The following is a 12,791-nucleotide window of genomic DNA, read 5'->3' as shown; positions in this document are numbered from 1 at the left end:
AATCCCATACCTCCCCATCAGCGTCTGGTTTATGTAACTCCTAATTGGGAATAATCACTTCATTTTCCATCCATACTAAATGAAAGATTATTACCAGGAGGAGTGGAAGCTTATGAATATGAACGAGATTGAATTGAAGCGTATTGACGGTACGGTGGAAAGCATGGAGAAGTACAAGGGGAAGATCCTCCTTGTCGTCAATACTGCAAGCAAGTGCGGGTTCACCCCGCAGTATGAGGAACTGGAGGCGCTCTACCGCAAATACCGTGACAAAGGATTAGAAATCCTTGCGTTTCCGTGCAACCAGTTTAAGGAGCAGGAACCGGGTGATGACAAGGAAGTGGAGGCATTCTGCAGAAAGAATTACGGAGTGACTTTTCCCGTATTTTCAAAGACGGAGGTTAAAGGGGAACATGCACATCCACTCTACCGCATGCTGACAGAGAAGCAGGAATTCAGAGGATTCGATTCCGGACACCCGCTGAGCGGCAAGCTGCACGAGATTCTGTCTGCGGAGGATCCGCATTATGAGGAAAATAACGATATCAAGTGGAATTTTACAAAGTTCCTGATCAACAGGGACGGCACCGTCGTAGACCGGTATGAGCCTACCGCCGGCATGGATAAAGTAGAGCAGGCGGTAGAGCAGCTGTGCAGATGATCATTTGATGAAGTCAAGAAAATTATTGGAATAGATATCATCCAGTACCGGACGGGGCAGGCCGAGCCCATGCATCGTAACAGGGGGCCTCTCTACGACATAGTGCCCGTCTGATTCCAGGAGATAGTCGCCATCTGTCTCGAGATAGCCTCGGATCAGCTTGATGCGGGACCGGCATTCTTCCAGATCGAGCGGTACGTTTTCAGATCTGATGAGTGCGCGTGCTCCGATGTCTGTGCCATAGAGGATACGGTCCCTGTACGTCAGGAAGAAATCCTTTGCCCTGCCGGCCTGGGACGACAGATTGTAGTAGAGCTCGATGCCGGGCGTGATATCAATCCTTATCTCAGGGAAGGCATCCAGTATTTTCGACAGCCGTTCCAGCTGTTTTGAGAGAAAGAAAAAATGTGGAAATAGAATCTTAAGCCGGGGATGGCGTTCTAAGACATGCAGTATCTGGGCATACTGGTCTTCATTGCCTACGAAAGTACTGTCATAGAACCACCCGGCTTTTTTTACATAGTCGGCTACATTTTCTGCATCCCAGAATTCTTCCGGGTCATTTAAATGCATATATACAGGAATCTGCTCCTCTTCCAGCCTTGCCCAGTATGTCTCCCAAACAGGGCTGTCAAAGTCTGGAACATGGAAGCGCTTTCTCACGTCAGGCTTTCCCTCCAGCATCTTGATACCGGTGCAGCCCATATCGAGAAGTCTTGTCACCTCTTTGTCGAGACGTCCGGGCAGCGGAGAGGCCCCTTGCGTTAAAAGGTCCGCCGTATCGTAGGCCAGACGGCTGATGCCGCCGAAGACATATACCGGTACTGCGCACTGTTCTTTGAATGCGAATGCATCTTCTTCCACCGGCAGGATACCTCCCTTTGGAATGCACTGCAGTGCGGCAGCCTCAAGCCCGGCCTCGTGTATTATCTTGTTCAGGCGTTCCATGCCGACGGATGCGGCGTAGTGGATATGCGCGTCAATCATAAGAACTCCTCCTGTATGAATTGTTCTGTCTGCTGTATAAACCTGGCAGGGTCAAGCTCGCCGTTGCCAAGCTTCTGGTGGATGAAGAGTCCGTCGGACAGGAGCAGAAGCAGCCAGGCAAAATAGTCGGGGGGAACCCTGTCCGTGCGTTCGCCGATCTTTTCTGATATGACACCGGCGAATTCCCGGTAGCGGTCCAGAAGCTTTTCCCGGATCGTTTCATTGCCAAGCATGGCGTCGTAGAAAAGATGCAGCCGCATCCCCGCTGTAGAAATATCCCGTTCCAGAATATACTTTACAAGCCTGTGTACGGAAGTATCTTTGGAGGCATCCCCGGTCCATTCGACGAGGTCATGATACTGCCTGTCCAGATACTTGTCCGTGATGTCAAACAGAATGTCGGTCTTCGTCTTATAGTGGTAATACAGTGTCCCTTTAGAGATGCCGGCAGAGCGTGCAATCTCAGAGAGGGAGATATCGGAAAGCTTCTTCGACCTCAGCAGATCTTCCGTCGTCTCTATTATCAGTTCTTTTACATTGTCTTTTCTTGGCGCAGCCATATCAGATCCCCTTATACCTTTTATATATCCAGTTTACAGCCCGTGACCCGGAAAGTCAATTTCAGAATTCTTCCGTTGGAAACTGCTTTCTGATTGACAATTAAAAACCGCTTTGCTACTATGAGAATAAGAAGTCGGTCGTGCGGACGACTATCGGGAAAGAAGTGATTGGATGTATGGAGATAATCTGGAGAAGAAGCTGAATAGGAAGCTGAACAAGCACTACGGGCCGACGGTAAGGGCCAGGATAGATGAAGATGCCATCCGTGTGTCAGGGACACTGTCAAGATGGACGGATATCGTTGCTGCGTGCAGCATGTGCGTGCAGAAAGGAACACCTATGCATGTCGTCAATGATATCGTTCTGGATGGCGTCACGATGCCTCAGATGCGCATGCCATCCTGGAGTGATGAGGAGCTGGAGGGGAGGCGGCCGGATGTCCTTGTCATAGGCGGGGGGATATCCGGCGCCAGCATCGCCAGGGAGCTTGCCAAATGGAAGCTGGATATCCTGCTTGTGGAGAAAGAGGCGGACCTTGCCGTTCAGGCATCAGGCAGGAATGACGGAGAAGTGCATCCGGGCGTGGACTTGAACAAGGGAACGCTGAAGCAGCACTACGTCCTTGCCGGAAATAAGATGTTTGATAAGATATGCCGGGAGCTGGATGTGCCCTTCCATCGGTGCGGGCAGTATGTGGGATTCACCCGGTGGTGGATGTATCCTGCTGTGCTGGCCTATGTCTGGCACAGGAAATACATATGCAAAGTTACGGATACGGTGATTCTGGGCCGGAAGGAACTTCGCAGGAAAGAAGCAGAGCTGAATCCCGATATCTGCTTTGCCATGTATAATCCGAGCGCCGGTTGTGTCTGCCCTTACGGCCTCACGATAGCCTATGGTGAGAATGCGGTGGAAAACGGGGCACAGATAAGCCTCAATACGGCGGTCCTCGGGATGGAGACGAAGGAGGGGCGGATAGAGTGCGTACAGACGAACAGAGGCCGTATCTATCCGTCTATCGTCATCAACGCGGCAGGTACGTTTGCGGAGGATATCGCAGCCATGGCAGGAGACAGGTTCTATTCTATCCATCCACGGAAAGGGACGAATTCTATACTGGATAAAAAGGCAGGACACATCGTAAAAGGCATCGCATCCGTCAAGACGTTGAAGCAGAATCCGGCCCACACGAAAGGGGGAGGCATCCTTCATACGGTACACGGCAATCTGCTTGTAGGTCCCGATGCAGAAGAGACATATGAGAAGGAGAACTTTGCGACAAGGCAGGAGAGCATCGATGCCGTGTTTGCCAAGCAGAAGATGACGGCAGGAAGGCTTGGAAAGAAGGACATTATTACGTATTTCACCGGAGTCCGCCCTGCTACGTATGAGGAAGATTTCATAATAGAGAAAGGCCGCAGGACAAAAAATCTGATCCACTGCGCAGGCATACAGTCTCCGGGCCTTACGACCGCTCCTGCGGTGGCGCTGGATATAGAGCGGATGGCATTGGAAGAGCTCCGTAAGATTAAGGCGGTAGAGCAGAAGGATACATTTGATCCCAACCGCAGGGGGGGACCGGTACTGAAAGATATGTCAAAAGAAGAAAGGGACAGGATGATTCGGAAGAATCCTGATTACGGAATCATCGTCTGCCGGTGTGAAGAGATCAGCAAAGGAGAGATTCTGGACGCGTTGAAATCCCCCCTCACCGTTCCTACGGTAGACGGAATCAAGAAGAGGCTGCGGCCCGGCATGGGGCGCTGCCAGGGAGGGTTCTGCATGCCCTTGGTCATGGATATCATAGGCGAGTACATGCAGCTTCGGCCTGAGGAGGTAACAAAGGCAGGAGACGGTTCTGCCATAACGTATGGCCGGACGAAAGGAGCGGTGCAAAGGAGGCGGTACGATGAAGAGACCATATGACGTGACGGTAATCGGTGGCGGTCCCGCGGGACTGGCAGCCGCACTCAAAGCGGATGAAGCCGGGGCGCGTGTTCTGCTTATCGAGCGGGAGGCCCGGATGGGCGGGGTACTGAAGCAGTGCATCCATGATGGCTTTGGCCTGATACGGTACGGCGAAAGGCTCACCGGACCGGAATATGTGGAGCGCTTTACGGAATCCTTGCGTCAGCGGAACATCACATGCCTGGTCCAGACGTTTGTCACTGCCGTTGATAAGCGTAAGGAGGGGTTCCTCCTTACCGTGGTGAATGTGAACGGTGTCGCCGCATATAGGACGAAGACGATCGTGCTTGCCACCGGCTGCCGGGAACGGACGGCGAGGCAGGTGGCTATCCATGGCACAAGGCCCGCCGGAATATTTACGGCAGGTACGGCACAGCATCTTGTCAACCTGTCGGGGCAGATGCCCACGAAGAGATGCGTCATACTGGGAAGCGGCGATATCGGCCTCATCATGGCACGGCGTCTTACGCTGGAAGGGGCGGAAGTTGCCGGGGTGTATGAAGCCAAGGCAGAGCCGTCGGGACTGACGAGGAATATAGCCCAGTGCCTGAAAGACTATGATATTCCGCTTCATCTCTCCCACACGGTGACAAGAGCATTTGGCGAAAGACGGCTGGATGCAGTGGAGGTCGCCCGCGTGGACGGCGCGATGCGTCCTGTGCCGGGGACGGAGAAGAGAATCAGCTGTGATGCGCTCATACTGTCCGTGGGGCTTATCCCGGAGAATGAGATTGCAGAATCCCTCGGGGTGCCTATGGACCAGGGGACACGGGGGCCGGTCTGCAATTCGGACTTCATGACCGGCGTACCCGGGGTATTTTCGTGTGGAAATGCGCTCCACGTCAGCGACCTGGTCGACTATGTGTCGGAAAGCGGAGAACTGGCAGGGGCTGCCGCTGCCGGTTATCAGCAGGAGGCTGTCAGGAAACGTGATGTGCCGGTCCGGCCGGACGATTCGCTGCAGTATATCGTGCCCCAGAAGATAAATGTACATGACGGGATAGAGACGGTTCTGTATTTCAGAAGCCGGCATACGGTAAGGGACGGTACATTTGCCATTGAAGCGGACGGAAAGGAGCTGTTCGAGAAGCATTACCGGAACTTAAGGCCCCCGGAGATGGAACGGATCGAGCTGGATTTCAGCAGTTTCGGGCTTAAAGAGGACGCCAGGATCACAGCACGTATCCGGCAGAAGGAGGGGATAAGATGAAAGAGCTGACTTGTATCGTATGCCCGAACGGCTGCACGCTTCATGTGGAAGAGTCAAATGGAAGATACCGGGTGACGGGGAACCTGTGCAAAAGGGGTGAGGAATTTGCTGTGGCAGAGCTGACCAATCCGGTGAGGACGGTATGTTCTACCGTCGCAACGGCATTTCCGAAGGTACCGGTCATACCGGTCAGAGTGTCCAGGGAGATTCCCATGGAACGGATATTTGACGTTATGGAAAAGATTAATAAGATTGTCGTGTCAGAAAGAGTGGAAAAAGGAACTGTCCTGATAGAAGATGTGCTTGGGCTGGGAGCGAACATCATCGTGACGAGCAGTATACTTTCAGAACAGGAGTAAAGGAGAGGATGCATATGAGCAGGCCATACAAAGGATTTGAACCAAAATGGGTGAAGGAGGCCGCACCGGAAGACAGCTACCGCTCTATCTTCCGGTGGGGAGATCCGGATTTTGTAAAGTATCCGAAGGAATCACTTTACAAGATGATGAAGGAAAAGTTCAACATGACAGATGACGACTTCAGACAGTACGACGGGGATATCGGGATGGACCGCGTAGTACTGGGCGCACCCTGCGGACTCGCAGAAGTCCATCTGGAGGCGCTGCGGGATATTGTCGGGAAAGAATATGTGACGACGGAGGATTATCCCCGGCTGGCCGTAGCTTACGGCAAGACCGGGTACGACGCCCTGCGGCTTCGCGGCAGGCGGGTGGACTGCCTGCCGGATGTAGTCGTATATCCGAGCACGACGAAACAGGTGGAAGAGATCGTAGCCTATTGCTCCGCCCACAAGATTCCCCTCTATGTCTATGGCGGAGGGAGCAGCGTTACCCGAGGAGTGGAGCCGGTGAAGGGAGGGGTGTCCCTCGATATGAGAAAGCGGTTCCAGAAAGTCATCTCCTTCAATGAGAAGGATCAGACGATTACCGTGCAGAGCGGCATGTCTGGCCCGAAGCTTGAGAAGGCGCTGAACCGTGCTCCGGAATTGTTTGGTGCCAGACGCCGTTATACGTGCGGGCATTTCCCGCAGTCATTTGAATACAGCAGCGTCGGAGGATGGGTCGTGACGAGGGGTGCAGGACAGAACAGCACCTATTACGGCTGTATTACCGATATCGTCATGGGGCAGAAGTATGCGACACCTGTCGGAACGGTACAGACAAGCTGCTATCCGAGGGAGGCGACGGGCCCGAACCTGAACCAGATTATGATGGGAAGCGAAGGGGCGTTCGGCGTCTTGACGGAAGTGACGCTCAAGGTATTCCGCTATATGCCCGAGAACAGGGAACGCTTCTCCTATATTTTTAAAAACTGGAAGACAGCGCGGGAAGCGGCCCGTGAGATGATGCAGTGCGAGGCAGGCTTTTCTTCCGTATTCCGTCTGTCGGACCCGGAGGAGACGAACCTGATGCTGCGCCTTTATAATGTGGATGACACGCCGCTGTGGAGCCTCCTAAATGTGCGTGGATACGATGACATGAAACGATGCCTGTTCCTTGGATTCACAGACGGAGAGAAAGGATTCTCGAAGAATGTGGCTGACAATATCAGACGCATCGCCAGAAAATACGGAGGAATGAGCCTGACGTCGTATGTGACGAAGAGCTGGGAGAAAGGCCGGTTCAATGACCCCTATCTCAGAGATACGCTTCTGGATTTTGGAATAATGACCGATACGCTTGAATGTACCGTCAACTGGTCGAACATGGCAAAGGTCCACAGGGAAGTGAGGAAGGTCTGCCATGCGCTTCCGAATACGATAGTGACGACACATATGTCACACTGCTACCCGCAAGGGGCCAACCTATACTTTATCTTTATCACGAGGATGGATGATGCAGACAGATTCAAGGCGTACCACAGCACGATACTGGATGCCATCCAGAAGTCAGGGGCAGCCATGAGCCACCATCACGGCATAGGGAAGATGTTCGCGCCGTGGCTGGAAGGACAGCTCGGGAGAACGGAGTACGGGGCAGTGAAAGCGCTGAAAGAATATTTTGACCCGGATAATGTCATGAATCCCGGCGGCACGCTTGGCCTTGATCTGCCGGAGGAGGAAAAGCGGTTTTTGCGGGATGATATCCGCTGAGGCAGGAGGGGGGATCTTGATGAAGCAGGAACATATCGTACTTACCTTTGATGTGGGCACCCAGAGTTCCAGGGCCATGCTGATTGACAGCAGTGGGGACATTCTGGCAAAGGCGCAGGAGAAGCATGAGCCTCCGTATTATTCTGATGAGCCGGGATTTGCCGAGCAGCGGGCGGATTTCTATTATGAGCAGATATGCAGGGCATCGCTCCGGCTAAAAGAGCGCTGCAGAGAACTGTGGGAGCGCATCGAGGCTGTGACAATAACGACCATCCGGGACACGACGGTCTGCGTGGACGAGGATGGAACTCCGCTCCGCCCTGCGATCGTATGGCTGGATAAGCGCAGGGCCGGGGGACGGCCTGCCATGTCGCAGGTTACCCGGATCATGCTGAAAGCAGTAGGCATGGAAGAGACGGCCAATCTGCAGTATACGAAATCACACTGTAACTGGATCATGCAGAACGAGCCGGATATATGGAGCCGCACGTACAAGTACCTGCTTCTTGGCGGCTATCTCACATTCAAGCTGACCGGGAACATGGCTGACGCGGCGGCCAGCCTCGTCGGGCATCTTCCTGTGGACGCGCAGAGCCGTTCCTGGCAGAAGAAGGGGGCACTGACGCGGCCGGTCTTTGATATTCCACAGAGCAAGCTCTGCGATGTCGTCGAGAGCGGCCGGGAACTCGGCAGAATTACAAGGCGTGCGGCGGAGGATACAGGGCTTGAGGAGGGGATACCGGTGCTGGCGACCGGTTCCGACAAGGCATGCGAGATACTTGGACTTGGATGCGTGACAAAAGAGAAGGCTGCGGTCGGGTTCGGGACCACGGCAACCATAACGTATACGATGGACCGCTATCTGGAGCCGGAGCGCTTCATCCCTCCTTATATCTCGATTCTTCCGGGCTGCTATACACCTGAGATAGAGATCTACAGAGGGTACTGGCTCATATCGTGGTTCAAAAAAGAATTTGCCGAAAAGGAAGTGAAACAGGCAGCCGAACTCGGTATATCTGCGGAAGAGCTGCTGAACGAGCGGCTCCAGGACATACCCGCAGGCTGCGACGGTCTGCTGTTACAGCCATATTTTACGCCGAATGTAACGATGCCCGCAGCAAGAGGGGCAATCATAGGCTTCTCCGACCAGCACACGAGAATACATATCTACCGTGCAATTATCGAGGGAATCAACTTTGCACTGATGGAGGGGATGCGGCTGATGGAGAGGCGCTCGGGACATAGGTTCCAGGAAGTGCGGCTTGGAGGCGGCGGTTCCAGAAGCAGTGAAATCTGCCAGATTACCGCAGACATGTTCGGCATTCCGGTCATCCGCACGCAGACATACGAGGTGACCGGAATCGGAAGTGCCATGGCCGCATTCGTAGGAATGGGAGTGTTCAAAAGCTATGAACAGGCAGTTCAGAGCATGGTGCACGTAAAAGACGTGTTTGAGCCGGATATGGGGCAGCATGAGATGTATGAAGAGCTGTACGCGGACATATTCCGGAATATCTACGGAAAGCTGTCCCCCCTTTACACGAAGCTGAATGAGATATACGGCAGGAAACATACAGACAGGTAATTTCATAAAGGGGTGCATATGCCCGGGACTAAGTGCTTTGCCCCGGATATATGCACCCCTTCTGGTTCCGGCTATGCGGATACAGGATCCCCTCCTGTCCGGCTATCTTAATTGGAATTGGTTAAACCAGATACCAACAAAAGTAACGAAAAAATAATGACCAATAATGAAGTTTAAATTAGTGTATAATGCACGAAAAAATCGCTTTAAATTGACATATATTGTTTAAAATAATATAATCAAATTACAATGATAGAAAAATAACGATAACTGGTATAACCAAATGGAGATGAGGAAGATGGAAAAATTCAGGGTGCTTGAGATTAAGCAGAGTGTTTTTGCAGACAATGACAAACGTGCAGACGAGCTGAGAAAGGAGCTGAAGGAAAAGAAGGTATTTCTCCTGAATCTCATGTCTTCTCCCGGCGCAGGAAAGACGACGACACTGGCAAGGACGGTGGAACGGCTTAAGGATGAGATGCGTATCGGCGTGATGGAGGCAGATATAGATTCAGATGTGGATGCGAGAGCCATGGCAGAGCTTGGCGTCAAGACCATTCAGCTCCACACGGGCGGCATGTGCCATCTCGATGCCGGTATGACGGCCCAGGGATTAGAGGGGCTTCGGACGGGCGATATAGACCTGGCGATACTTGAAAACGTAGGGAATCTTGTCTGTCCGGCGGAATTTGACACCGGCGCGGTAAAAAATGTCATGATATTGAGTGTGCCGGAAGGGGACGACAAGCCGCTGAAGTATCCCCTCATGTTCTCTGTCTGTGACGTGGTTCTGATCAATAAGATTGACGTGCTGCCTTATTTTGACTTTGACATGGATACATGCAGACAGAACATTCTTATGCGTAATCCGAATGCCCGGATCATTCCGGTCTGTGCGCGTACCGGCGAAGGGATAGACGCCTGGACGGACTGGCTTCGTGTGCAGGTGGAGGAATGGAGAAGATAAGAGCATGACGGTAGAGAAAGGAGAGAGGGAATGGCAGAACAGAGAGAACTGATTTTACAACTTGGTCAGAAGATCACAGACCGGATCGGCCATAAGGTGACGGTGGAAGATCCGGAATACTGGGGGCTGGCCTGTGTCGTAACCGATGAGATGGCGGAAGTGGCATTGAAGATGAAGGTGCGTAAGCCTATGACTTTTGATCAGCTTCTTGCCGCAACAGGAAAAGAGGAGCAGGCGCTCCGGGAGCTGCTGGATGAGATGAGCCGGGTCGGAATCCTGGAATACAACTGGGAGAACCCGGAGCGGAAGAAGCAGTATGTGCTGCCCATGTTCGTACCCGGAAGCGCCGAATTTACCAACATGAACAAAGAACAGCTGGAGGCCCACCCGGAACTTGGCAGATTCTTCGAGCGCATGTCCAGGCTTCCGCTGGAGAAGGTCACGCCCATGGTGCCTCAGGGCGGCGCGGGGATAGGCATGCACGTCATACCTGTGGAGAAAGCCATTGAGATGGAAAATGAATCCGTGGATATCGAGCACATATCCCACTGGCTGCGAAAGTATGACGGAAAATACGCTGCAAGCCCATGTTCGTGCAGAATGTCCAGAAAGACATATGACGAAGGCTGTGCGGACGATCCCCAGGACTGGTGTATCGCGGTAGGCGATATGGCGGACTATGTGGTGGAGACGAACAAGGGTGGAAGGTACGTTACATATGAAGAAGTTCTGGATATCCTGCAGCGCGCCGAGGACAATGGGTTTGTCCATCAGATAACAAACATAGACGGCAGGAACAAGATATTTGCCATCTGCAACTGCAATGTCAATGTCTGCTACGCGCTTCGGACCTCCCAGCTGTTCAACACTCCGAACATGTCCCGTTCTGCGTACGTGGCTAGGGTAACGGCAGAAGACTGTGTCGCCTGCGGGCGGTGCGTGGAATACTGTCCGGCGGGAGCGGTAAAGCTCGGGCAGAAGCTGTGTACGAAGGAAGGCCCTGTCACCTATCCGAAACAGGAACTGCCGGACCGTACGAGCTGGGGACCGGATAAATGGGATGAAGATTACCGGGATAACAACCGGATCAACTGTTACGACACGGGTACCGCGCCGTGCAAGACGGCATGCCCGGCACACATCGCCGTTCAGGGGTATCTTAAGAAGGCGGCACAGGGGAAATACACGGAGGCGCTTGCGTTGATCAAGAAGGAGAACCCGTTCCCGGCAGTGTGCGGACACGTCTGCAACCGCAGGTGCGAGGATGCATGTACCCGGGGGACGGTGGACCAGGCCGTGGCGATTGATGAAGTGAAAAAATTCATCGCCCGTCAGGATCTGGACGCAGATGTCCGCTATATCCCGCCGGTGATACCACCTACGACCGGACGGCTTTTTGATGAGAAGATCGCGGTCATCGGCGCGGGACCTGCGGGCCTGAGCTGTGCCTTTTATCTGGCCGAAAAGGGGTACCTGCCGGTGGTGTTTGAGAAAAATGAAAAGCCCGGGGGCATGCTGGTATATGGAATTCCGTCCTTCAAGCTTGAAAAAGACGTGGTAGACGCGGAGATAGACGTCATCCGCCAGATGGGCGTGGAGATCCGCTGCGGTGTGGAGGTAGGAAAAGATGTCACCTTGGATGAACTGCGTTCCGAAGGCTATCGGGCATTCTATATCGCCATCGGCTGCCAGGGAGGCAGGATGGCAGGTATACCAGGAGAGAAGGCGGACGGCGTGACGACAGCGGTAGATTTTCTGCGCACGGCAGGGAGAGACGAGGCATATGAGATGGAAGGCCGGACAGTCGTGGTCGGAGGCGGCAACGTGGCTGTCGATGTGGCGCGGACGGCGGTAAGATGCGGCTCGTCTGAAGTATCGATGTTTTGTCTGGAAGGGCGTGATATTATGCCGGCTTCCGCGGAAGAGGTGGAAGAGGCCGAGGAAGAGGATATATCCATCCACTGTGGATGGGGACCGAAGGAGATTCTCACGGAGGACGGAAAGGTCAGAGGCATCGTATTTAAGAAATGCCTGTCCGTATTCGATGAAAAGAACAGGTTTGCGCCTGTGTATGATGAGGAAGAGACGGTCACGGTCCCGTGTGAGCACGTCTGCCTGAGCATCGGCCAGAGCATACTGTGGGGGAACCTGCTGGACGGCTCCGGCGTAGAGCTTGGCAGAGGAAACGGTGCTGTGGCGGATACGCTTACATATCAGACATCAGAGCCGGATATATTTGTCGGCGGAGATGTATATACGGGGCCGAAATTTGCAATCGACGCCATCGCAGCGGGCAAGGAAGGGGCGGTATCCATCCACCGGTACGTACAGCCTCACAGCAGCCTTACGATAGGGCGGAACCGCCGCCAGTTTATTGAGCTGGACAAAGAGAACATAGAACTTGAGGCTTATGACAATTCTTCCCGGCAGATTCCGGGAACGGATGGCAGCATAGACCGGCGCAGGTCGTTCCGTGACAACAGGAAGACATTTACGGAAGAGCAGGTCAGGATCGAGACGGCCCGCTGTCTTGGATGCGGGGCTTCTATAGTGGATGAGAACAAATGCATCGGATGCGGGGTGTGCACCACGAAGTGCGGATTTGACGCGATCCATCTGTTCAGAGAACACCCAGGCTGCAGCAACATGTACCGTTCCGAGGATAAGTTCAAGGCAATCCTGCCTTATGCGTTGAAGCGGGGGCTTAAGATCAAGTTCGGCAGAAAGGAATAGTCTGGC

10 protein-coding genes are annotated in these 12,791 nt (G+C 53.4%); 8 read left to right on the top strand and 2 right to left on the bottom strand.

Features of this window, described 5'->3' with window-relative positions:
- The first annotated feature begins 112 nt into the window (after positions 1–112).
- Complete coding sequence (locus tag E1963_RS06715) at positions 113–661, top strand: glutathione peroxidase (RefSeq protein ID WP_167482135.1); 549 nt, start codon at positions 113–115, stop codon at positions 659–661.
- Here E1963_RS06715 and E1963_RS06710 read toward each other — a convergent pair whose 3' ends face one another.
- Positions 662–1,648 (bottom strand): amidohydrolase family protein, encoded by a 987-nt coding sequence (locus E1963_RS06710; protein ID WP_132276505.1) that lies wholly within the window; start codon positions 1,646–1,648, stop codon positions 662–664.
- Complete coding sequence (locus E1963_RS06705; RefSeq protein WP_132276503.1) at positions 1,645–2,208, bottom strand: TetR/AcrR family transcriptional regulator; 564 nt, start codon at positions 2,206–2,208, stop codon at positions 1,645–1,647. The genes E1963_RS06710 and E1963_RS06705 overlap by 4 nt, the downstream gene beginning before the upstream one ends.
- Positions 2,209–2,380: 172 nt before the next feature.
- On the opposite strand from E1963_RS06705, the gene E1963_RS06700 reads away from it, so the two are divergent.
- From E1963_RS06700 to E1963_RS06670, 7 genes are all read left to right on the top strand, one after another.
- The gene (locus E1963_RS06700; RefSeq protein ID WP_132276501.1) at positions 2,381–4,135 is read left to right on the top strand and encodes an NAD(P)/FAD-dependent oxidoreductase; all 1,755 of its coding nucleotides are present in this window, start codon (positions 2,381–2,383) and stop codon (positions 4,133–4,135) included.
- A complete protein-coding gene (locus E1963_RS06695) occupies positions 4,119–5,387 on the top strand; it encodes an NAD(P)/FAD-dependent oxidoreductase (protein WP_132276499.1) in 1,269 nt (422 codons plus the stop codon). Before E1963_RS06700 ends, E1963_RS06695 begins: the two co-directional genes overlap by 17 nt.
- Positions 5,384–5,746 (top strand): DUF1667 domain-containing protein, encoded by a 363-nt coding sequence (locus E1963_RS06690; protein WP_132276497.1) that lies wholly within the window; start codon positions 5,384–5,386, stop codon positions 5,744–5,746. Before E1963_RS06695 ends, E1963_RS06690 begins: the two co-directional genes overlap by 4 nt.
- Positions 5,747–5,760: 14 nt before the next feature.
- Positions 5,761–7,500, top strand: coding sequence for an FAD-binding oxidoreductase (locus E1963_RS06685; RefSeq protein WP_132276495.1), 1,740 nt, complete (start codon positions 5,761–5,763; stop codon positions 7,498–7,500).
- A 19-nt stretch (positions 7,501–7,519) separates the two neighbouring features.
- Positions 7,520–9,085: an FGGY-family carbohydrate kinase gene (locus E1963_RS06680; RefSeq protein ID WP_132276493.1), complete on the top strand. Its 1,566-nt coding sequence runs from the start codon at positions 7,520–7,522 to the stop codon at positions 9,083–9,085.
- A 298-nt stretch (positions 9,086–9,383) separates the two neighbouring features.
- Positions 9,384–10,052, top strand: a complete 669-nt coding sequence (hypB, locus tag E1963_RS06675; protein ID WP_132276491.1) for a hydrogenase nickel incorporation protein HypB — start codon at positions 9,384–9,386, stop codon at positions 10,050–10,052.
- Between the two features lie 30 nt (positions 10,053–10,082).
- Positions 10,083–12,785, top strand: coding sequence for an FAD-dependent oxidoreductase (locus E1963_RS06670; protein ID WP_132276489.1), 2,703 nt, complete (start codon positions 10,083–10,085; stop codon positions 12,783–12,785).
- Positions 12,786–12,791 lie beyond the last annotated feature (6 nt).

The organism is Extibacter muris, assembly GCF_004345005.1.
In the GTDB taxonomy this organism is placed as follows: domain Bacteria; phylum Bacillota; class Clostridia; order Lachnospirales; family Lachnospiraceae; genus Extibacter; species Extibacter muris.
The sequence above is the reverse complement of the archived record's forward strand: the minus strand, read 5'-3'. Positions and strand labels throughout refer to the sequence as shown.